This window comes from Novosphingobium sediminicola (assembly GCF_014196525.1).
GTDB lineage: Bacteria > Pseudomonadota > Alphaproteobacteria > Sphingomonadales > Sphingomonadaceae > Novosphingobium > Novosphingobium sediminicola.
In genome coordinates this window covers 37,807-59,382 of record NZ_JACIDX010000006.1, presented here as the reverse complement: position 1 = coordinate 59,382, position 21,576 = coordinate 37,807, and the positions used below count along the sequence as shown (strand labels likewise).

Genomic DNA, 21,576 nt, shown 5'->3' with positions numbered 1-21,576 from the left:
CTTTATCATTCAAACGCCACCACAAAACCAGAGGTCGCCCTCATCACACCACGCCGACAGTAACGGGATTGCAAAGGGCCCCCGCCCTTTGCCCGCCGGAGGCAAAATCTCCCCCGAAATCAATAATCCTTCGACACCTTGGCATTCACACTCTGCCGCCCCGTACTCGCCACCGTCCCCAGCAACGCCAGCCAACTGGTCAGACGAAACTCGACATTGGTGGCCGAATAGCCGCGCCCGTCGGTGACGATCTCGGCATAGATGTGCCGCCCGAGGTATTTGCCCACAGCCACGCCCGTCTGCCGCCCGATGGTCGCATCGGCGGACACGAACCGCAACCGGTCCAGCCCGATCACGCTGCGCAGCTTGTTGATCGGGTCAAGCCCGCCCCCGCCATGCAGCGCGGCCAGCGCAGCCCCCAGTTGCAGGGCCTCAGGCGCCGAAATCTGGGTGATCGAATCGCCGAACAGGATGCGTGAAAGCAATTCCTCCTCCGGCAAAGCAGGCACCGAGGAAAAGGCGATTTCCGGCCGCAGCGACGTGCCCCGCACCGTCACCGTCGCAGTCAGATTGTTGACCGTCGCGGTCGCGGCCATATCCAGCCTCGGGTCCACCGGGGTCGATCCGTCAAAACTGATCCGTCCGCGCGTCAGGTCGAAATGCTTGCTGGCAAAGTCATAACTGCCCTCGACCAGCGTGGCTGCCCCGCTGATGGAGGGTTCCTGCAACGCCCCGCGCAATTTCAGATCGGCATTCCACAAACTGTTCAGCCCCAGCCCGGACAGGCGAATATTCCCACCCGAGGCGTCCACCATCAATCGCCATGGCATGTTGCGCTCGGTGGCCGGGGCAATATCAGCCCGCCGGTTGATCTCGCGCGTGGGCAGGTTGGGCAGATCGGCCGCCGAACTGGCCTGACCCAGCCGCCAGCGCGCCGCGTCGATGTTCAGCCGCCCGGCAATCGTGCCGGTCATGCCGTCGGAAATGATGCGGATCGGCCCGGTCGCGCTCAGCGCCATATCGGGCCGCGAGATCAATTGCGCCCGCCGCGCGGCCAGCGCCACATCGATGGACGGCCCGCGTCCCGGCCCCATCTGGGCGAAATCAACTCGCCCGCTGCCCGTCACCAGCCCGCCGCCCGGCGCCACCCCCGACAGGGTGCCAAGGCTGAGCGCCGAGCCATCAAAATCGCCTTTGACATCGACATTGGTAATATCCGTGCCCGAGGCCGCGCTCTGCAACCGCATCCCCTTGCCCGCCAGCGACCCGCGGATACTGGGATCATCAAGCGTCCCGCTCATATCCGCTGCAATCTCCACCGGCCCGGACAGGTCGAACGCATCGAGCGCCATCAACCGCCACAGCGCATCCGCAGGCCCGGCATAGCGCATCTGCGCCGCCAGCCGCCCCGCGCCCAGCCTTTCGCTGACCCCGCCCGTATCGCTCAACTGGTCGATCCGCGCCTGCAAACGCCCGCGCGCCGCGCCCCCCTCGCTGGCCACCGCGCGCAGATCGAGCGCACGCGCACCCAGCCGCGAAACCACCGCCACATCGACCGGCCGCGAGGTCAGCATCAGCCCCGAACGCGTCAGCCCCTTGACGATCACCCGCGCCTCACCCTCGGGCAAAGCCTCGCGACGCTGCACATAGGTCAGCTTGCCCGACACTTTGCCGCCCAGCCCAATATCTGGCACCACAACATCGGCCAGCGACAGCGGCATCGACACCAGCCCAAGGTCCAGCTCGGTCGAGCCATTGCCGATCAACCCCTGCGCCACCACGCGCCCGCCGCCAAAATCGATCTGGCTAGGCGCCAGACGCCACACGCCCGGCGCGCCATCGCGGCTTTCCACGGTGAATGTTGCGCGGCGCGGCATGGCGATCTTCTGCCCGGCAAAGCTGCCCCCGGCCAGCAGCGAGACCTTGCCGGGCGCAATATCGCTGCTCACCTGAAGGTCGAACCGGCTGCCCTTGCGCCCGCCCATCGTGGCATTGATCGTGCCATTGCCGTCGTTGAGCCGCGCCGCCAGCCCCAGCCGCCCGATAAACAGCTTGCCCTTGCCGATCCCCTGCGCGAACAGGTCGGCCGACAGGGTCGTATGCTGCTTCAGCAACTGGCCGCTGACTTTCAACCGCCCGGCAGCGATGGTCAGCGGGCGATCGCCTTCGAAATGGGCATTGCGCGCCTCGATGGCCGCATCCACGCTCTGTCCGCCCCCGCGCGGGGCCAGAGCGATCAGCCCCGACACCCCGCCGCCCGACACCGCCAGATGCCCGTCGGCCCCATCATCATCGAGCATCACCGAGCCGGTGACATGCGTGCTGGACAGCAGAAAATCGCGCAATTCCAGCCTTGTCCTGCCATCACCCTTGGGGATGATCAACCCGGCCGTCCCGACAAAGGGGCCAACGTTCGAATTGCCCCGCGCCTCAATCCGCAAGGCTTCGGCCTCGGGCGTCAGCACCACCAACACATCCTTGACGCCCAGCGTGGGCAACGGGTCCTGCAACCGGACCTGACCGCGCGGACCGTCCTCGCCTATGCTCAATTCACCGGCAAAGCTGCCATAGCGCTCCTGCTGTCCCCGCGCGTTCAACGCGATCCGGCCATCGCCACCGCGCCCGCCTTCCAGCACCATCTGCAAAGACGGCGCATCAATCCGCCCGCGGGTAACGGCCAGTTGATTGCCCTGCGCCACATCGACATGGCCCGCAAAGCGCAAGACCCCGCCGGTCAGATTTTCCAGACTGTGGCTGGTCAGTTGCGGGATGCTGCCCGTGACATCGGCGTTGACGCGCCATGGTGCACCCCGTGCCCCGCTGACCCGCACCTGTCCCTGCGCATCGGCGGCCCCGACCGAAAGGGGCCAGCCATGCAGCCCCGCCTTGCCCTGCACCACCCAGTCGCCCCGCGCCAGATCGGCGCTCAGACTGGCGCGCGCGGTGCCATGGGGGATCGCCAGCGCCACGTCCGGGCTGGTCAGCCGCATGCCGTCCAGCGCCAGCGTGCCCGCCGCGCGAACATGGTGCAATTCGGGGTCAAAAGTGCCATCCTGCGTGCGGATCTGCGCGGCGGTCAATTGCACCGGCAACACCCAGCGCCCACCCTCGCGACGCAGGTTGCCATCGGCCGTCATGCCCTCAAACATCGTCTTCTGGCTGCGCCAGCGGGCGGTCTGGGCGACGATATGCGCGCGCGGGGCGGCAAAGGCGCCGTTCATCAACACCTGCGCCGTCAGCCCGGCAAATTCGTCATCCTTGCCCAGCGGCAGGCTCGACCCGCCCTTGAGATGAAGCGCCCAATCGACAAAGCTCTGCTGTTTCAGATCCAGCACGCCCTTGCCTTGCGCGCTTATATTGGCCGCGCGGGCCGACAGGTCGCCCGTAAAGCGCCGCTCGGCCACCACGCCCTTGCCCGCCAGCGCCACCACCCCGCCGCCCAGCGTATGGCGCAGCCCCTCTGGCAGCGCCGGATCGCTCCACAATTTGCCGTCGAACCGGACCGCGCCGTCGCTATTGGCGAAATCCACCGCCACGGCATTATGCCCGTCCTGCCGCGCCTTGACCCAGCCCGACCAGACCTTCCAACTGCCCTTGCCCTGCGCCTTGACCTCGCGCGCGGCACGGCTGCGGGTCAGCGCGGCCAGCAGGCCATTCTTGGGGGCATTGTAATCCAGCGAAAGGTTGAACCGGTCGCCCGCCTTATGCGCGTCCAGCACCAGCGAGAGCCGATCCTCGCCCCCCAGCCGCCCGTCCAGCCGGATCGCGGCAAGGCCCTTGGCCACCCGCAGGCTGCCCTGCGCATCAATCCGCCGCTCGGCCCCCAGCACCGGCTTGGCGATCACCAGCTTTTCCAGCGCCACCCGGTCGAGCCGCACATCGAAATCCGGCCATAATTTGGCATCGGCCGCCGTGGCGCGAAATTCGGGCACGCGCTGCAACGTGGCGCGGCGCAGCACCACCTCGCGAATATCCAGCCCCGAGGAGAACCAGTTGATCGGGCGCCAGTCGAACACGCCCTCGCCCGCGCGCAGGAAAATGCCGTGCGTGTCGCGCAGCACAATGCCCGACAGCCGCGCCCGGCCATAGATCGACCCTTCGATCCGCCCGATCGAAACGCGCAGCCCATTGTCCAGTTCATTGGCCGCGATCACATCGGCAATCAGCCGATGGCCCACCGGCGTATCCAGCCCGACCAGCAGCGCCGCCGCAGCGCCCACAATCCCCAGCGGCAGGCCCAGCGCATATTTACGCCAGCCCAGACCGCTGCGCGCGCGGGGCATCTCTTGCTTTGGCTGTTCCTGATCCTGAATGTCCGCCCCCTGCGTCATCAGAATGCCTGTCCCAGCGCGACATAGACGCCGATCCGGCTGTCCCCCGCCCTTGGATTGAGCGGGGTGCCCACGTCAATGCGGATCGGGCCAAAGCCGGTGCGATAGCGGATACCCAGACCCGCGCCATAACGCCAGTCGTTGAATTTGGGCACAGTACCCGCCTCAACCCCGCCCGCATCGAGGAAGGGCACCAATTGCAGCGCCCCGCCAAAGAAGCGCGTGTTCACCCGCGCCTCGATCGAAAATTCATAAAGCGAGCGGCCCCCCTTGGGTTCGCCCAGAGCGTTGCGCGGGCCGACAAGATTATAGCCAAAGCCCCGGATCGAGGCCCCGCCGCCCGCATAAAACCGCCGCGAGGGGGCGACATAATCAATGTCCGTCCCCGGCATCGTGCCCAGCCGCACCCGCGTGGCCAGCACCACCTTGTCGAGCGAACGATAGAAGCTGGCATCGGCCTGAATGCGGGCATAGCGCGACTGCGTCTCACGCGCCCAGCTCTGTTCCGGCGAAATGCGCAGCGAAGCGCGATGACCCTTGGTCGGATCGAGCAGATTGTCCGTGCTGTCGATCCCCGCGCGCAGCGGCAGCGCGGTGGTGATATACAGGATGCGCCCAGTGGTCACGCCGCTGGGCACGCCCTCGCGCTCCTCCGAGGCTTCGACTTCCAGCCCCATCGACCATGTCCACGGCTTTTGAAACAGCAGGTTGGTGAGCCGTTCATAGCTGGTGGCAAAGGCCACCTTTCGCGCGGCATAAGAGGTCAGCGTGGTGTTCGTGGCATAAAGATCGACCGTCAATTGCCGGTCGCGGCCCAGGAAATTGGCACGGCGGAACGTGGCCCCGGCCAATTGCTCATTCGTGCCCACCACGCCGCGCAGTTTCAGCGAGCCTTCGGGCGGGAACAGATTGCGGTTTTCCCAGCTTGCCCCGACCCGCGCGCCCTGCCCGGTGTCATAGCCCACTTCGCCCGCCACCGTGCGCACCGGCGCCTTGCTCATCGCCACGTCCAGCGCCACCACGCCGGGCTGGCCATCCTTGGGCGGTGTGGTTTCGCGCGGGGTGACATTGACCCCCGCGACAAGGCCCGTGGCCAGCACCGCGCGGCGCAGGTCCTCAACGTCCTTCTGGTTCCACACCTGTCCCGGCTTGAACCGCGCAATATCACCCAGATGGTTTGGCGACATCACCCGCGGCAGCGCCGATGTGATCGCCCCGTAACGATATTGCCCGCCCGGTTGGACCGCCACATCAACGTCGCCCTCATCGCTGGCATGGTCGATGGTGAGCGAGGCAGCAGGCACCTTGGCAAAGGGATAGCCTGCCTCGCCCAGCAGCTTGGCCAGATCACTCGTGCGCGCGGTGATCGTGTCCTGATCGAGCGGATCGCCGGTCTTGATCGCCAAAGCGGCGCGCAATTTGTCGAAATCCTTGCCGGTTTCATCCAGCCGCCCGGTGGTGACCACGCCGATGTGATAGCGCGCCCCCGGGTCCATATCAAAGCGCACCCCGCTGGGCGGAGCGCTGTTGCCGTCCGCTCCCGGCTCCGGCCCGATCAGCGATTGCGTCACCTCGCCATCGTAATAGCCATAGACCTTGAACAGCTTTTCCAGCAGCTTGCGGTCGCTGCTGCCGCGCACCACCAATTGGGCCAGCGCATCGGCATCATGCGGCCCCAGACCCTGGAGCGCGGACAGGTCGCGAAAACGGCGCTCGAACGCCTCGCGCTCAGGCATGGCGGCCGGATCGGCCGGCCAGACCAGCCGCGCCCGCCCCGAAGCCATTATAGTCTCGCGCTCCTGCGTCTTGGTGCCCTCCGCCACCGGATTGCGCGCGGCCGTGCGTGTGGCGCCGGGCGGCGGCACACGCTCCATCGCGGCGGCCAGCATTTCGCCATCCTCCTGCGCGGCCAAAGCGGGGGGGATCGGGATCGTCGCCTCCTCCTTGCCCGGTTCGGGCCAGGGCAGGTCGAGCCCGGCGATTTCATCCATCGGCGAATCGGGAATCAGCACGCTCAGATCGCCCAAAGGCGCAGCCGCCGAGGCGGCACGCGCGGCAGAGGCCGCCGGTTTCACCGCCTGCTTTTTCGCCGCCTGCGTCTTGGCCCAGCCTTCCGGGTCGCCAAGCGCAGAATCAGGGATCAGTGCGCGCAGGTCATCATCGGTCTGGCGCTGCTGCGCGGCCAGAGGCGCGCCCGCCAGAGCGCCCGTCAACGCCAGCGCCAGCGCGGCCCCATTCAGCCATTCGGCTTTAGAAGCGGTTGCCGCGGCCCCATAAATCCTGCGGATCGCGCTCAATGAACTTGCCTGCATCGCCCCCGGACGCATCGCGCAATCCAGCGCCCGCAGGTTCGGCAACAGCGCCCCGTTCGGCCCCGCCGCGCCCGGCAGTGCTGCGGATAAGGGCGTCCTGTTCCTCATCAGACAGGCGCATCCATCCTTCGCGCCCAAGCTTTTCCAGCGGACGATAGCGGACTTTATACTGCATCCGCTCGGACCCATCGACCCAATAGCCGAGATACACGTAGGGCATGCCCTCGCCGGCCGCCCTGCGGATGTGATCAAGGATGATATAATTGCCAAGCCCGGTCCGTGTCGCATGTTCTGGGTCATAGAACGAATAGATCATCGACAACCCATCGCCCTGCCGATCCGTCAGACAGGCCCCCACAAGGCGGCCCGGCTGAGAACCGGTCGAGGGCTCCCTATATTCGATCACATAGCTGGTGACCGGCGTATGTTCCACCATATCCGCATAATCCACCTCGTCCATTGTGGCCATGCCCCCGCCGGGGTGGCGTGCGGCAAGATAGCGCTGGAGCAAGGCGAACTGTTCGGCGGTGGACCATGGATGGCAAACCGAGGCCACCAGATCGCTGTTGCGCTTAAGATTCTTCTTCTGCGCCGAATTGGGCACGAATTCGCCCGTGACCACACGCACCGAAACGCAGGCGGCGCAATCCACACAGGAGGGGCGATAGGCCACCGTCTGGCTGCGCCGGAAACCGATCCGGCCCAGCGCATCGTTCAGAGCATCGGCATGGGGGCCTTTGAGTTCGGTGAACACCTTGCGTTCGGTTCGGCCCGCCAGATAGGGGCAAGGCGCGGGCGCCGTTACGAAAAACCGGGGAAAACGAACGGGGGCGGTCACTGTTTTTGCGATCCTTAAAGCTGGCTCAGGGGCTTTGCGTATTAACCTTGCGGGTTGCATCCCGCATGTCGGCCCTCTCGCGCCGTTGGCAAACTTTATGCCTCGCTGGTTTGCGCCGTCAAAGCGTTTTAACCGTGATTTCGGCGCAAATAGGCGCCAAATTCATCCATTGCCCCATATAGACACAGGGGGCCGCAATCGCGTTAACCGGCCCCCTGTGGATTTCCTCAGCTTACTTCGGCCTGCACCACCTCATAGCCCTTGGCGCGCAAGGCGTTAACCAAAGCGTCGATCTGTTCGCCGTCGCGCGCCTCGCATTCGATGTCCGCCGTCAGCCCCTTGGCGGGCAGATGGGTGAAGATGCGCTGGTGATAGACCTCGATGATGTTGACCTGATGGCGGTTGAATTCCTCGACCACCTTGAACAAAGCGCCGGGGCGATCCTGAAGCGTCAGCTTCAGACGCGCCAGACGGCCCGAACGCGCCAGATCGCGCAGCAGCACATTGGCCAGCAGACGCTGGTCGATATTGCCGCCCGACAGGACGATGCCCACCTTCTTGCCCTTGAACAGATGGCGATGCGCCATCAGCGCGGCCAGACCCGCCGCGCCCGCACCCTCAACCACCGTCTTTTCGATGTTGAGCAACAGGCACAGCGCGTGCTCCAGCTCGCTTTCCGACACCAGCACGAAATCGTCGAGCAACTGCGCCAGCATCTTCGAGGTGAACTCGCCCGGCTCTTTCACCGCAATGCCCTCGGCCAGCGTGTCGCCGCCGATGGGGTAGTTGGTGCCTTTAAGCAGGTTGTACATCGAAGGATACAGCTCGGCCTCAACCCCGATCAGGCCGATGCTCGGCTTGATCGCGCGCGCCGCCGTGCCCATGCCGGTAGACAATCCGCCCCCGCCCACCGGGATCACCAGCATGTCGAGATCAGGCTGATCCTCCAGCATTTCGAGCGCAACCGTCCCCTGCCCTGCGGCGACCAGCGGATCGTCGAAGGGATGGACGAAAGTCAGGCCCAACTGCTTTTCCATGCTGCGGGCATAGGCATAGGCTTCGTCGAACGTCTCGCCTTCCAGCACCACCTTGCCGCCCACGCTCTCGGTCTGCATCACCTTCACGGTGGGCGTGGTCTTGGGCATGACAATCGTCACGGGCACGCCAAGGCGGCTGCCGTGATAGGACAGGCCCTGGGCATGATTGCCCGCGCTGGCGGCGATAACGCCCCGGTCGCGCTGTTCCTGGGTCAGATGCAAAAGGGCATTGAGCGCGCCGCGTTCCTTATAGGCGGCGGTAAATTGAAGGTTTTCAAACTTGAGATAGACTTCGCAGCCGCAAATCTTCGACAGGGTCCGCGAATGGTCCATGTCGGTGCGCACCACATGGCCCGCAATTCGCCCTGCGGCGGCGCGGATATCATCGATGGTGAGCAGGGGCGCAGCGGCGCCGATTTGCGTGATGTTTGCCTCAGTCATAATCCTGCGCCCCTAGCGGAAAAACCTTTCCCAAGAAACCGCGATTATGCGAGGATTTTACCTCACCCCCCGGCTTTATCGTGCCGCACTACACTTCCCTTATTCCCTTCGCGCATAAACCGGCTAATACGGCCTTCATGACCGACCCTGCTTCTGCTCCTCGCCGCGTTGCCGTCATCGGACTTGGTGTGATGGGAGGGCCGATCGCCCGCCATCTGGGCCATGCCGGACACAGTCTGACCCTGTATAACCGCACGCCCAAACGGATCGAACAGTGGCGCACGGCCAACCCCGACATTGCGGTGCGCGAGGCCAATAATGCCGCCGATGCCGCCGAAGGATCGGATGTGGTCATCACCTGCGTGGGCAATGACGATGATCTGGCCGAGGTGGTGCTGGGGCCGCAGGGCGTGTTTACCACGCTTCATCCGGGCGGATTGTTCATCGACCACACCACCGTGTCGGCGCGCATCGCCCGGCAGATCGGGGTGGAGGCGCGCGACAAGGAAATCCGCTGTGTCGATGCGCCGATGACCGGGGCGCAGGCGGGCGCCGAGGCGGGCACGCTGACGCTGATGTGCGGCGGGCGGGCCGATGCTGTTGAGGCAGCAACGCCGGTGATGCGCGCCTATGCGCGGCGCATCGTGCATATCGGCAAGGCAGGCACCGGCCAGGCCACCAAGATGGTCAACCAGATCGCGCTGGCGGGCGTTACGGCGGCTCTGGCCGAAGCCTTCCGTCTGGCGCAGGCCGAGCATCTCGATCTCGACAAGGTCTATGAGGCGATCAGCGGGGGCGCGGCGCAAAGCTGGCAGATGGACAATCGCTGGCACACGATGGCGCAGGAGCGGTTCGACTTCGGCTTTGCCATCGACTGGATGCGCAAGGATCTGGGGCTGGCGCTGGATGAAGGACGCGGGCTGGGCCTGTCCTTTCCGGTGGCCGCGCTGATCGACCAGCTTTACGCCGATATTCAGGCCATGGGCGGCGGGCGTCAGGACACCAGCGCCATTCTTCGTCGCCTGCCCAAACGAGGGGTTCGATGAAATTATCTTTTGCCGCGCTGGTCGCGGGATTGCTGTGCTCCGGGTCGGCCTATGCCGATACGCTGGTCGACCATGTTCGCGGCATGACGCTCAATGCGGCGGGCAATGTCGAGCGCTTCAACGGCATCGTGATCGACCGTGACGGCCGCGTGCTGCAATTGCTGCATGAGGATGATCCCCGCCCGTCCCGGCTGGATTTTGCCGCCGATGGGCGCGGAGCGGTGCTGCTGCCCGGATTGATCGACGCCCATGCGCATGTGATGGGTGTGGGGCTTGCGGCGCTGACGCTGGACCTGTCCGACACCACCTCGCTGGCGCAGGCGCAGGGCAAGATCCGCGCCTATGCCGCGCAATTTCCCGGCCGCCCGTGGATCATCGGGCGCGGGTGGAATCAGGAATTGTGGCAATTGGGCCGCTTCCCCACAGCGGGGGAACTGGATGTGGCGGTGGATGATCGCCCGGTCTGGCTGGAGCGCGTGGATGGCCATGCGGGCTGGGCCAATTCCAAGGCGCTGGCGGCCGCTGGCTTGACGGCGGCCACCAAGGACCCCACAGGCGGGCGGATCGAACGCCTGCCCGCGCCAAGAGTGGTGAGCAAGGTCGCAGGCAAAGCGACGGGGAAAGCTCCAGCGGCCCCCGCCGCTTTGGGGGCGCCCGCCGGCGTGCTGGTCGATGGGGCGATGGCGCTGGTGGGCAAGATCGTGCCTCCCCCGCGCCCGGAAGACCGCGATGCGGCGTTGGCCAAGGCGCAGGAGCTTTTCCTGTCGCGCGGGGTGACGGCGGCGGCCGATATGGGCACCTCCATCGAGGACTGGCAGGCGATGCGCCGCGCGGGCGATTATGGCCGGTTGAAGATGCGCGTCATGGCCTATGGCGATGGCATCGCCAACACGGTGCTGATCGGCGGGCCGGGGCCGACGCCATGGCTCTATGAGGACCGGCTGCGCCTGAATGGGGTCAAGCTCTATCTCGATGGCGCGCTGGGGTCGCGAGGGGCTTGGCTCAAGGCGCCCTATGCCGATGCTGCGACCACCGGCCTGCCGTTTCTGTCCGAAACCCAGCTTAAAAACCTGATCAGCCGCGCGGCGATGGATCACTTTCAAGTGGCCGTCCATGCGATCGGCGATGCGGCCAATGCCACGCTGCTCTCGGCCATCGAGGATGTGGCGCAGACCTATCAGGGCGACCGGCGCTGGCGCATCGAACACGCCCAGATCGTCGATCCGGCCGACATTCCCCGCTTTGGCCAGAACGGCATCATCGCCAGCATGCAGCCCATCCACCAGACCAGCGACCGGACCATGGCCGAGGCGCGGCTGGGGCCAAACCGGCTGAACGGTGCCTATGCTTGGGCCTCGATGCTGCGAGCGGGCGCGCGTCTGGCCTTTGGCTCGGACGCGCCGGTCGAAGTGTCCGACCCCTTTGCCGGTATCGCCGCCGCCATCACCCGCGAAGGGGCCGATGGTCAGCCCGCCGGGGGATGGCAGCCGCAGGAAAAGCTGACCCGCACGCAGGCGCTGGCCGCCTATACCACCGGCGCGGCCTTTGCCGGGCAAGCCGAGGCAAAGCTGGGGCAATTGAAGCCGGGCTGGCGGGCGGATTTCGTACTGGTCGATGTTGACCCTATGACCGACAGTGCGGACCGTATCCGGCGGACCAGAGTGTTGCAGACTTGGGTGGCGGGGAAGCCGGTTTGGGAGTTGGGGAAGAAGTGAAGGGATGGATGCGAGGGTCCAGACCCTCGCGCTCCCGTTACTGTCTGCGTTGCACCATGGGTTCGGCGGTGAGTGTCGGACGCAGCGTTGAAATGATAAAGCCTGCGGCGCAGATGGGAATGCCATCTCCGCGCCGCAGGCTTTCAAACCATCCAACCCCGAGCACTACCCCATTAACGGGATTGCAAAGGGCCCCCGCCCTTTGCCCGCCGGAGGCAAACCTTCTTACCCCGCAACCTCAACCTCTGCCTGCCCCTCAGCCTTGGCCGCACGCTTTTCGCCAAACCACATCACGATCAGCGACCCTTCGAACAGGATCATCAGCGGCACGGCCAGCATCAACTGCGACCCCACATCGGGCGGCGTCAGCACAGCGGCCAGCACGGTGATCCCGACAATCACATAACGCCGCGCGCTCGAGAGCTGCTGGCGCGTCACGATCCCCGCGCGGTTGAGCAACAGGAGCAGGACGGGCAACAGGAAGCTGATCCCGAAGGCGAGGATGAATTGCATCACCAGACCAAGGTAGTCGCCGACGCTGGGCAGCGCCTCCATCTGAATCCCGCCACGATTGCCCTGAAAACCCAGCATCCAGCGGAAGGCGGTGGGCATCACCACGTAATAGGCCAGCGATGCGCCCGACAGGAACAGCACCGGCGTGGCGATCAGAAAGGGCAGAAACGCCTTCTTTTCCTTGGCATAGAGGCCCGGTGCGATAAAGGCCCAAATCTGGTTCGAGATGACCGGAAATGCCAGCATAAAGGCGGCGAACAACGCCACCTTGAGGTCAACGAAGAAGGCCTCATAAAGCTTGGTATAGATCAGCTTGCCCCCGGTCCCCGCCGCATCGCGCAGAGGCTGCACCAGAAAAGCCAGAATCGGGTTCACGAAATAGAGGCAGATGCCAAAGGCCACAAAGAGCGCAGCGATGGATTTGAGCAGGCGCCCGCGCAGTTCCACCAGATGCTCAAGCAGCGGGGCCTGCGATTCGTCGATATCCTTGATTTCAAACGCCATCTTTATTCGCCCTTGGCCTTGGCGGCCTGTTCATGGCCTTCATGCGCTTGGGCCTGATGGTGGGCTGCATGTTCCTGCGCGCTGGCCGAATGCGGATCGACGGGCAGTTCAGTACCCGACAATTCGCCCGCAACCAAAGGCTCAGTAGGCGCATGTTCGGCCAATTCCGCCAAGGGCAAAGCCTCTGGCGGGCTGGCCTTCATGATCGCCTCATTCTGCTCGCGCCATTTCTTTTCCATCTCCTCCATTTCCGCCTCGCGGATCATGGTTTCGATGCCAGAGCGGAAATGGCCCGAGACACGGCGCACCGTCCCCATCCATTTGCCCATGGTCCGCATGGCGCGGGGCATATCCTTGGGGCCGATCACCACCACGGCGACCACCGCCGTCAGCAGAAATTCCGAAGGGGCAATATCAAACAGCACAGTGCGTCAGGCCAATCTTGCGAGGAATGGGTAAGAAAGGCTCAATTCTGGCCGGTCTTTTCTTCAGTGGCAGCAGGCTTGACCGGCTCGCCCTTACCTTCGATCTGGGCAGGCGGCGTTACCGGGCGGTCGGTGGTTTCGTCCGCCATGCCTTCCTTGAAGCTTTTGATACCCTTGCCGAAATCGCCCATGATGTCGGACACGCGGCCACGACCAAACAGCACCAGCACGACCAGCAGAACGATGACCCAGTGCCAGACAGACCCAAAACCCATGATACCAACTCCTTGTGGCCCCGCCGAGCCAAGATTCATGGCTAGGCGCGGGCATTTTGATCCTATCTAGGCACTTTCTTACGGCTGCGCCAGCCCATCCGCTGATTGACGTAGCGCTTCCTCACTCTTCGGATCACCTATCAGCGCATCATAGGCCTCATCAACCGGATCGAGCAGGCCCGTAGCCCGCAATTCCTCGATTCCGGGCAAGTCGCGGCGGCTGCTCAAACCGAACTCGGCAAGGAAGGCGGGCGTGGTGGCATAGATCACCGGGCGGCCCGGAACCTCGCGCCGGCCGGCAATGCGCACCCATCCGGCCTCCATCAACACGTCCACCGTGCCCTTGGCGGTCTGCACGCCGCGAATCGCCTCGATCTCGGCGCGGCTGACCGGTTCGTGATAGGCGATGATGGCCAGACATTCGGTGGCCGCGCGGGTCAGGCGGCGCGGCTCCTCATGCATGGGGCGCAGCAAATGGGCCAGATCGGGCGCAGTCTGGAAATGCCAGCGCCCGCCGCGCTCAACCAGTTCGACCCCGCGCCCGGCATAATGGGCGGATAATTCGCGCAAAGCTTCACGCACCGCCGCCTCCCCCTGCCCCAAGTGGCGGGCAATGGCCTCGACGCTCATCGGCTGGGTCGCGGCAAAGAGCGCGGCCTCCAGCGCGCGAATCAGCGGGCTCATGCGTTCAAACTCCGCAAGCGCAAGGGGCCGAACACATGGTCCTGCACGATCTCCACCCGCCCCTGTCGCGCCAATTCGAGTGCGGCGACAAAACTGGAGGCCAGAGCCGAGCGGCGCAAGCGCTCATCGCTCCATTCCGCCTGCGTCGCGGGGGGCAGAAATTCGCGCAGCTCCACCCAGTCCAGCGTCACCCCCAGCATGGCCGACATACGCGCCAGCGCCGAATCCAGCGTCATCACCTTGCGGTCGCGCACGATATGAACCACCGGGGCGTTGCGGGCCTTGACCTGACCATAGGCGGCGATGAGGTCATAGAGATCGGCCTGCCACACCGCCTTCTTGCCGATGCGCAGCCCCTCCGGCGCGCCACGCAGAAACACATCGCGCCCGATCCGGTCGCGCGCCAAAAGCCGCGCCGCCGCCTCACGCATCGCGGCCAGTCGTTGCAGCCGCAATTGCAGGCGCAGCGCCAGTTCTTCGGGGCTCGGCTCCTCCTGCTCCTCTTTGGGCAGCAGCAGCGCGGATTTGAGATAGGCAAGCCATGCCGCCATCACCAGATAATCGGCGGCCAGTTCCAGCTTGAGCGCCTCGGCGGCCTCGACATAGGCGATATATTGATCGACCAGTTCGAGGATCGAAATCCGCCGCAGATCGACCTTTTGCCGCCGCGCCAGATCAAGCAGCAGATCGAGCGGCCCTTCCCACCCCTCGATTTCCAGCATCAGCGCGTCTCGCCCCGAGGCCGAGAGAGCGTTTGCTGTGAACAGAACCGCGCCCTCGCCCGGCGGGAGCGGGATTTCTTTCACACCAGCCCCAGCAATGCATCGCGCGTGGCGATGCATTCCGCCTGCCGCTCCTGCGCCAAAGCGGGCGAAAGGAACGTCCCCGCCATTGCCCGCGCCAGACGCGCCGCGCCTTGCTCGCCCATGGTCGGGCAAGCCTGCGCAATCCCCACCATATCATCCATCCGCGCCCAGCAATTGAGCACCAGATCGCAGCCCGCCGCCAGCGCCCGCGCCGAACGCTCAGGGATCGTGCCCGAGAGCGCCTGCATGTCGATGTCGTCGGTCAACAGCAAACCATCGAAACCAATCGCCCCCCGGATGATCTCGGAAATGATGCGCGGCGATTGCGTGGCGGGCGCCTCGGCGTCCCATGCGGGAAACAGGATATGCCCCGTCATCCCGATCTTCGCCCGCGCGGCCAGAGCGCGGAAGGGCGCAATGTCCCGCCCCAGCGCCTCGACATCGGCATGGACGGTGGGCAATTCCTTGTGGCTGTCGGCCCCGGCGCGGCCATGGCCGGGCATATGTTTGATGACGCCCGCCACGCCCGCCGCCTCCAGACCTTCCAGGATGGCGCGGCCCAAGGCGGCCACCCGCATCGGCTCCTCACCCAAGGCGCGGTCGCCGATCACATCATGCGCGCCCGGCTCGCGCACATCGACGCAGGGCCAGCAATCGACCGTAATCCCCGCCTCGGCCAGATCGAGCCCCAGCGCCTCGGCATTGGCGCGCGCGGCGGCAATCGCGCTGGAGGGCGCCAATTCATAGAGCCGGGCAAAAGGCTCACCGCCCGGATATTTGGCCCAGACCGGCGGCTTCATCCGCGCGACCCGCCCGCCTTCCTGATCCACGCTGATGAACAGATCATCGCGCCCATGCAGAGCGCGCAATTCATCGGTCAGCGCCCGCAATTGCGCGCGGCTTTCCACATTGCGGCCAAACAGGATGTATCCCGCCGGATCGCAATCCCGAAAGAAAGCACGCTCATCATCAGTCAGGGTCAGGCCGGAAAGGCCGAAAATCGCCGGTATCATGCGGCCATCCGTTGCACGTAACGGTGCCTGCGCGCAAGATCCGCTTAATGCTTGACCTGAGGCTTAATGTTTAACCTGACAGGACAGACCATCAGCCTTCAGCCGCTCGCACAGGCCAGCCCCGCCCCCGGCATTGGTCACCAGTTGCAGGCGATAGACCGTGCCCAGATCGATCTTGGCCGAAACCACGCGGTGGTTCATGCCCTTCAGGATCTCATGCGCCTGCACCAGCCGGTTCCACCCGGCCACCGCCGCGCTCTCGCTGGTATAGGCCGCGATCTGGACCACGCCGCCGCTTGGGCCATTATCAGCCGCCGCCGCAGGCTTGGGCGCGGCCACGGGCTTGGCCGCCGCCGCCACGGCTTCAGGTTTAGCCGCCACGGGCGCGCCGCCCGCAAAGCTGGCCCCTGCCGCCGCCGCCGTCGAGGCCGCCGCCTCGGCTGCATTGGCGGCTGTCGCTGCCGCATCGCCGGCTGCCAGTTGCGCGGGGCGTTCCTGCCCCTGCGAAACGGCAAAGCTGGAATCTCCGGTCCCGGCAAATTGCTTGCCGCCCGGGTCCTTGGGCGCTTCCTTATAGCTTTCTGCGGGCGCGGCGATCATGCTGCCATCGGCCACGGGCACGCCATTGTCAGGGCGATGGGTGAAATACCAAAAGCCCCCGACCGCCGCCGCCGTCAGCGCCAGACCGGCCGCCACCGCCACGGCAACACGCTTGCTGTCGACGCCCTCATATTCCTCGTCATCATCCGATTCGAGCCAGGGCAGGCGATCATGGTCATCAAAGCGCGTGCTGCCCAGCGCATCGTCCACGCCATGCAGCGCGGCATCGTCATGGCCGGGCAAGGCCTCGCGCGCGTCATGATACCATTGCTGGGCGCGCTCCTCGGCGCCCTGCATATGCGCGCTGGCTTCTTGCGAGAGCACGCTGGCCTTATCCGCCAGCGTAGCCCCATCACCCAGCGCAGCGCCACCCGCAACCGCATCGCGCGCACGCCCGATTAGATCCCTTGCCCGCGCCTGCGCATCTGTCGCATCGGTCCACGGTTGGGTAAGGCCGCCGCCTTCGCCACCAAACCCATCCTGACCGTTCGACATGACTTACATCTCCTCGACAGCGGTCACGCCAAGGATGGCAAGCCCGTTGCGGATGATCTGCCCGATTTGCGAGGCCAAGAAAAGCCTCGCGCCAGTAAGCGTACCGTTTTCGGACACAATAAAACGCTTGTCGGGTCGATCATTGCCAACATTCCAATAAGCGTGGAAGGCGGCGGCCAGATCGGCCAGGAAAAAGGCGATGCGATGGGGTTCGCGCGCGGCGGCAGCCGCCTCGACCAGACGCGGGAACTGCGCGCCGGTACGCACCAGCGCCAGCTCTTCCTCGCCCAGCAGTTCCAGCCCTTCGTTCGAGGGGCCAAAGCCTTCAGCCGCCCCCTTGCGCAGCGTCGAACAGATGCGCGCATGGGCATATTGCAGATAGAACACCGGATTGTCCTTGCTGGCCTCGACCACCTTGGCAAAGTCGAAATCCATCATCGCCTCGGGCTTGCGGGTCAGCATGGTGAAGCGCACGACTTCCTTGCCGACTTCCTCGACCACTTCGCGCAGAGTGACGAAATTGCCCGAACGCTTGGACATTTTCACCGGTTCGCCATCGCGCAGCAATTGCACCATCTGCACCAGCTTGACCTCGAAAGGCTTCGCCGCGCCATCGCGCCCGGTCATCGCGGCCACGGCGGCCTTGATGCGCTTGACCGTACCGGCATGGTCCGCGCCCCAGATATCGACCAGCGCGTCAGAGGTCTGGGCCTTCTGGTAGTGATAGGCCAGATCGGCGCCGAAATAGGTCCAGGTGCCGTCCGACTTCTTGATCGGGCGGTCCTGATCGTCGCCAAACCTGGTGCTGCGGAACAGCGGCAACGCCACCGGCTCCCAATCGTCGGGCAGCTTGCCCTTGGGCGCTTCCAGCTCGCCGTCATAGACCAGATCAACAGACCGCAGCCACGCTTCGGCTTCCTCGGGCTTGCCCGCCGCCTGCAATTCGGCTTCCGAGGAGAACAGGTCATGCTCGATGCCCAGCAGCGCCAGATCGTCACGGATCATGTCCATCATCTTGGCAACCGCACGCACGCGGAACAACGCCAGCCATTCCGCCTCAGGCGCATCGACATATTGCTCGCCAAATTCGGCGGCCAAGGCCTGACCCACCGGCACCAGATAATCGCCCGGATACAGACCTTCAGGGATCGCACCCACGTCATGGCCCAGCGCTTCACGATAGCGGACATGAGCGCTGCGGCCCAAAACCTGCACCTGCGCGCCCGCGTCATTGACGTAATATTCGCGGATGACCTTATGCCCGGCCCATTCCAGCAAGCTGGCCAGCGCATCGCCCACCACCGCGCCGCGGCAATGGCCCATATGCATGGGACCAGTCGGGTTGGCCGAGACATATTCGACATTGACCGTCGTGCCCGCGCCCACGGCCGAGCGGCCATAATCGCCGCCCTGCGCCCCGATCAGCGCAAGTTCGCCCAACCATGCCGCATCCGACAGGCGCAGGTTGATGAACCCCGGCCCGGCGATCTCGGCGCTTTTCACCTGATCCAGCTTTTCCAGCTCGGCCACCAGCAAGGTCGCCAGCGCGCGCGGATTGGTGCCCGCAGGCTTGGCCAGCACCATCGCGGCATTGGTGGCCAGATCGCCATGCGAAGGATCGCGCGGGCTTTCCACCGTCACCGCGCCTCGGTTCAGCCCCTCGGGCAAATGCCCAGCAGCCACCAGCGCGTCGAGCGCAGCGGCAACATGGCCTGCAAAGGCGTGAAAGATCGGGGCTTGGTTATCGGCTTGCTGTGTCATGCCAGCGCGCCTAGCGAATTTACGCCCGAAACGAAAGGGGGGCCGCTAAGCCCCCCGGAAATCAACGCGTGCCGTTATACTGCAACTGTTCGGGCGTGAGCTGGAAACCTACCAGCACCTCGAACGAGGCCTTGGCCACCGCCGCGCGCACTTCAGGATCGGTCAGCGGGTCGATGGCGGCGTCCGCCTCGCCTGCCTTGCGCTGTTTGAGCAGGCGGTCGCGCACCGCGCGGTCCAGCGTGGCGTCGGCCTTGTTGATCGTCGCCCCGCCCGAGGCCATCACCTCGCCGCGCGTCTGACCATCGGCGAAATGCACCGTGGCGGTGCCAAGGCGCTTGGCGATCACGACATTGCCGCCGCGCACCACGGTGATGAAATAGGGCAGGTTCACCACCCGCTCGCCCCGGCCATCGGCACGCGTGGCCAACACCTTGAAGGTCACATTGGCCTGCACCGGATTGCTCTTGGGATCGCAGGCGCTGCGCACATTGGTGATCGCGCCGGTCAGGTCGATGGCGCTCGCATTCTGTTCGCCGCCCAGACGGAACGTGGTGATATCGCCCGTATAATCGGCAATGCCCACCGCCGGGCAGGTCGAGCGCACCGCCGTGATGCCCACGCCGTCCTGCACCACCAGTTCACCGGTCGTCTTGCACCCGGCCAGCAAAGCCATGGCGCCCAGCAGCCCCGCCCCGCAAGCGACTTTGGCATTCATTCGGCGTGTACGAAAGGGCATGACAGACTCGTTCCTTCAACATTCCTGTTCGCTGCCCTAGCGGCGCGCGGCGCAAAGCGCTAGAGGCGGGAGTATGAACACCGCCTTTCCCGCCCCCGCCGATTCCATTTCTTTGCAGCCGCTCAAGCTGTTGATTGCCGCGCCGCGCGGATTTTGCGCCGGTGTTGATCGCGCAATCGAAATTGTCGAAAGGGCGATTCGCAAATATGGCGCGCCGGTCTATGTGCGCCATGAAATCGTCCATAACCGTTATGTGGTCGACGGGCTGAAGGCCAAAGGCGCGATCTTTGTCGAGGAACTCGACGAAGTGCCCGATGGCGTGCCGGTGATCTTTTCGGCCCACGGCGTGCCCAAGGCGGTGCCTGCGGCCGCGGATGCGCGCGGGCTGGAATGGCTTGATGCCACCTGCCCGCTGGTGTCCAAGGTCCACCGTCAGGCCGAGCGCCAGATCGAGGCGGGCCGCCATATCCTCTTCATCGGCCACAAGGGCCACCCCGAGGTGATCGGCACATTCGGTCAGGTGCCCGATGGCCATATGACGCTGGTCGAAACGGTCGAGGACGTGGCCACCCTGCCCTTCACCACCGATGATGCGCTGGGTTTCCTCACGCAAACCACGCTTTCGGTCGATGATACGCATGAGATCATCGAGGCACTGAAAGCCCGCTATCCCCAAATCCACGCGCCCCGCGCCGAAGATATCTGCTACGCCACATCGAACCGTCAGGCGGCGGTCAAGGCGATTGCCCCGCAATGCGATCTGGTGCTGGTGATCGGCGCGCCCAATTCGTCCAATTCGATGCGTCTGGTCGAGGTTTCCGACCGCAGCGGCACGCCTTCGCGGCTGGTCCAGCGCGCCGATGAGATCGACGTCTCGTGGCTCGACGGGGTGAACACGCTGGGCCTGACGGCGGGCGCCAGCGCGCCCGAAGAACTGGTGCGCGAGGTGATCGCCCGCATTGGCCAATGGCGTCAGGTCGAAGAAGAAACGGTGGTCACCACCGAAGAAAACATGATCTTCAAACTGCCGCGCCAACTGGCTGGCTGAATAGAGGCGGCAATGGCGGTTTATACACAATTGGGTGCCGAAGCGCTGGCTGCGCTGATCGGTGAATTTTCTGTGGGCGATCTGGTTTCGGCCAAGGGCATTGCCGAGGGCGTGTCCAATTCAAACTGGCTGATCGAAACCACCGGGACCGGATCGGGGCCGCAGCGCTTTATCCTGACCATGTTCGAGGGCCGGACCGAAGTGGCCGAACTGCCCTTCTTTCTTGGGCTGCTCGACCATCTGGCCGACAAGAAATGCCCGGTGCCGCGCACGATCCATGATCGCACTGGCGCCAGCTTCCGCTGGATCGACGACAAGGCGGTGACGCTGATCGAATTCCTGCCCGGCGTTTCGGTGTCCGAGCCTACGCCCGGACAGGCGCGCTCGGTGGGCGCGGCGCTGGCGGGCCTCCATCTGGCCGCCAATGATTTCCCGCAAAGCCGCGCCAATGACCTCAGCCTTGCCGGATGGCGGGGCCTGATCGACGGTTGCGGAGCCGAGGGTCTGGCCTCCATCGATCCCTCTCTGGCGAGCCTTGTGGCGCGCGAAATGGCGGTCATCGAGGCCGAGTGGCCCACCGACCTGCCCCACTCGATTATCCATGCCGATCTGTTCCCCGACAATGTGCTGATGCTGGGGGATCAGGTGACGGGCCTGATCGACTTCTATTTCGCCTGCCATGACATCACCGCCTATGACGTGGCCGTGACCCATGCGGCATGGTGCTTCTCGTCCGACGGGCGGGAGTTCAACTCGGAGATCTCCGAGGCGCTGCTGGGCGGCTACGAATCGGTGCGCCCGCTTTCCTATGCCGAAACCGCCGCGCTGCCGGTGCTGGCGCGCGGGGCGGCGATGCGCTTCCTCTCCACCCGCGCCTATGACTGGATCAACACCCCGCCCGATGCGCTGGTGGTGAAAAAAGACCCGATGGCCTTTGCCCGCCGTCTGGAATTCTATGCCGCCAATCCAGGCGTGTTCGGGGCTTGAGTTTGCTGG

The 21,576-nt window shown here is 65.0% G+C and carries 17 protein-coding genes; 4 read left to right on the top strand and 13 right to left on the bottom strand.

Going from position 1 to position 21,576, the window contains the following annotated elements:
• Window positions 1-119: 119 nt before the first annotated feature.
• From GGR38_RS08975 to GGR38_RS08960, 4 genes are all read right to left on the bottom strand, one after another.
• Entirely contained in the window at window positions 120-4,331 is a 4,212-nt protein-coding gene (locus tag GGR38_RS08975; protein WP_183624688.1) for a translocation/assembly module TamB domain-containing protein, read from the bottom strand.
• Window positions 4,331-6,688: an autotransporter assembly complex protein TamA gene (locus GGR38_RS08970; RefSeq protein ID WP_183624686.1), complete on the bottom strand. Its 2,358-nt coding sequence runs from the start codon at window positions 6,686-6,688 to the stop codon at window positions 4,331-4,333. Before GGR38_RS08970 ends, GGR38_RS08975 begins: the two co-directional genes overlap by 1 nt.
• The gene (locus GGR38_RS08965) at window positions 6,582-7,481 is read right to left on the bottom strand and encodes an arginyltransferase (RefSeq protein WP_183624684.1); all 900 of its coding nucleotides are present in this window, start codon (window positions 7,479-7,481) and stop codon (window positions 6,582-6,584) included. Before GGR38_RS08965 ends, GGR38_RS08970 begins: the two co-directional genes overlap by 107 nt.
• Window positions 7,482-7,708: 227 nt before the next feature.
• Complete coding sequence (locus tag GGR38_RS08960) at window positions 7,709-8,959, bottom strand: threonine ammonia-lyase (RefSeq protein ID WP_183624682.1); 1,251 nt, start codon at window positions 8,957-8,959, stop codon at window positions 7,709-7,711.
• A 137-nt stretch (window positions 8,960-9,096) separates the two neighbouring features.
• Here GGR38_RS08960 and GGR38_RS08955 point away from each other — a divergent pair, with 137 nt between their 5' ends.
• Together GGR38_RS08955 and GGR38_RS08950 are read left to right on the top strand one after the other, a co-directional pair.
• Entirely contained in the window at window positions 9,097-10,005 is a 909-nt protein-coding gene (locus GGR38_RS08955; protein WP_183624680.1) for an NAD(P)-dependent oxidoreductase, read from the top strand.
• Window positions 10,002-11,720 carry an amidohydrolase gene (locus GGR38_RS08950; RefSeq protein ID WP_183624679.1) on the top strand — a complete coding sequence of 573 codons (1,719 nt, stop codon included), beginning with the start codon at window positions 10,002-10,004 and terminating at the stop codon, window positions 11,718-11,720. Before GGR38_RS08955 ends, GGR38_RS08950 begins: the two co-directional genes overlap by 4 nt.
• Before the next feature lie 225 nt (window positions 11,721-11,945).
• On the opposite strand, the gene tatC is transcribed toward GGR38_RS08950, so the two are convergent.
• The 9 genes from tatC to GGR38_RS08905 form a co-directional block, all read right to left on the bottom strand.
• On the bottom strand, window positions 11,946-12,737 hold the full coding sequence (gene tatC / locus GGR38_RS08945; RefSeq protein WP_183624677.1) for a twin-arginine translocase subunit TatC: 792 nt from the start codon (window positions 12,735-12,737) through the stop codon (window positions 11,946-11,948).
• Window positions 12,738-12,739: 2 nt separating this feature from the next.
• Window positions 12,740-13,162, bottom strand: a complete 423-nt coding sequence (gene tatB, locus GGR38_RS08940; protein WP_425497051.1) for a Sec-independent protein translocase protein TatB — start codon at window positions 13,160-13,162, stop codon at window positions 12,740-12,742.
• Between the two features lie 41 nt (window positions 13,163-13,203).
• A complete protein-coding gene (locus GGR38_RS08935) occupies window positions 13,204-13,437 on the bottom strand; it encodes a twin-arginine translocase TatA/TatE family subunit (protein WP_172341726.1) in 234 nt (77 codons plus the stop codon).
• 78 nt (window positions 13,438-13,515) lie between these two features.
• Entirely contained in the window at window positions 13,516-14,121 is a 606-nt protein-coding gene (scpB, locus tag GGR38_RS08930; RefSeq protein ID WP_183624675.1) for an SMC-Scp complex subunit ScpB, read from the bottom strand.
• The gene (locus GGR38_RS08925; protein ID WP_183624673.1) at window positions 14,118-14,963 is read right to left on the bottom strand and encodes a segregation and condensation protein A; all 846 of its coding nucleotides are present in this window, start codon (window positions 14,961-14,963) and stop codon (window positions 14,118-14,120) included. The genes scpB and GGR38_RS08925 overlap by 4 nt, the downstream gene beginning before the upstream one ends.
• Window positions 14,924-15,940 (bottom strand): beta-N-acetylhexosaminidase, encoded by a 1,017-nt coding sequence (gene nagZ, locus GGR38_RS08920; RefSeq protein WP_183624671.1) that lies wholly within the window; start codon window positions 15,938-15,940, stop codon window positions 14,924-14,926. Before nagZ ends, GGR38_RS08925 begins: the two co-directional genes overlap by 40 nt.
• A gap of 63 nt (window positions 15,941-16,003) precedes the next feature.
• On the bottom strand, window positions 16,004-17,035 hold the full coding sequence (locus GGR38_RS08915; protein WP_183624669.1) for an SPOR domain-containing protein: 1,032 nt from the start codon (window positions 17,033-17,035) through the stop codon (window positions 16,004-16,006).
• 3 nt (window positions 17,036-17,038) lie between these two features.
• On the bottom strand, window positions 17,039-18,796 hold the full coding sequence (gene argS / locus GGR38_RS08910) for an arginine--tRNA ligase (protein ID WP_183624667.1): 1,758 nt from the start codon (window positions 18,794-18,796) through the stop codon (window positions 17,039-17,041).
• Between the two features lie 61 nt (window positions 18,797-18,857).
• Entirely contained in the window at window positions 18,858-19,532 is a 675-nt protein-coding gene (locus GGR38_RS08905; protein WP_246404390.1) for a hypothetical protein, read from the bottom strand.
• A 73-nt stretch (window positions 19,533-19,605) separates the two neighbouring features.
• On the opposite strand from GGR38_RS08905, the gene ispH reads away from it, so the two are divergent.
• Together ispH and thrB are read left to right on the top strand one after the other, a co-directional pair.
• Window positions 19,606-20,580, top strand: coding sequence for a 4-hydroxy-3-methylbut-2-enyl diphosphate reductase (gene ispH / locus GGR38_RS08900; protein WP_172341733.1), 975 nt, complete (start codon window positions 19,606-19,608; stop codon window positions 20,578-20,580).
• Between the two features lie 12 nt (window positions 20,581-20,592).
• A complete protein-coding gene (gene thrB / locus GGR38_RS08895) occupies window positions 20,593-21,567 on the top strand; it encodes a homoserine kinase (RefSeq protein ID WP_183624665.1) in 975 nt (324 codons plus the stop codon).
• Window positions 21,568-21,576: the final 9 nt, after the last annotated feature.

Excerpts from the sequence above, each read along its gene's own strand:
- GGR38_RS08915 (WP_183624669.1), bottom strand. The coding sequence starts at position 17,035 with ATGTCGAACGGTCAGGATGGGTTTGGTGGCGAAGGCGGCGGCCTTACC.
- thrB (WP_183624665.1), top strand. The coding sequence starts at position 20,593 with ATGGCGGTTTATACACAATTGGGTGCCGAAGCGCTGGCTGCGCTGATC.
- GGR38_RS08960 (WP_183624682.1), bottom strand. The coding sequence starts at position 8,959 with ATGACTGAGGCAAACATCACGCAAATCGGCGCCGCTGCGCCCCTGCTC.
- GGR38_RS08975 (WP_183624688.1), bottom strand. The coding sequence starts at position 4,331 with ATGACGCAGGGGGCGGACATTCAGGATCAGGAACAGCCAAAGCAAGAG.
- GGR38_RS08905 (WP_246404390.1), bottom strand. The coding sequence starts at position 19,532 with ATGCCCTTTCGTACACGCCGAATGAATGCCAAAGTCGCTTGCGGGGCG.
- argS (WP_183624667.1), bottom strand. The coding sequence starts at position 18,796 with ATGACACAGCAAGCCGATAACCAAGCCCCGATCTTTCACGCCTTTGCA.
- nagZ (WP_183624671.1), bottom strand. The coding sequence starts at position 15,940 with ATGATACCGGCGATTTTCGGCCTTTCCGGCCTGACCCTGACTGATGAT.
- ispH (WP_172341733.1), top strand. The coding sequence starts at position 19,606 with ATGAACACCGCCTTTCCCGCCCCCGCCGATTCCATTTCTTTGCAGCCG.
- GGR38_RS08925 (WP_183624673.1), bottom strand. The coding sequence starts at position 14,963 with ATGCATCGCCACGCGCGATGCATTGCTGGGGCTGGTGTGAAAGAAATC.
- GGR38_RS08950 (WP_183624679.1), top strand. The coding sequence starts at position 10,002 with ATGAAATTATCTTTTGCCGCGCTGGTCGCGGGATTGCTGTGCTCCGGG.
- GGR38_RS08955 (WP_183624680.1), top strand. The coding sequence starts at position 9,097 with ATGACCGACCCTGCTTCTGCTCCTCGCCGCGTTGCCGTCATCGGACTT.
- GGR38_RS08935 (WP_172341726.1), bottom strand. The coding sequence starts at position 13,437 with ATGGGTTTTGGGTCTGTCTGGCACTGGGTCATCGTTCTGCTGGTCGTG.
- scpB (WP_183624675.1), bottom strand. The coding sequence starts at position 14,121 with ATGAGCCCGCTGATTCGCGCGCTGGAGGCCGCGCTCTTTGCCGCGACC.
- tatC (WP_183624677.1), bottom strand. The coding sequence starts at position 12,737 with ATGGCGTTTGAAATCAAGGATATCGACGAATCGCAGGCCCCGCTGCTT.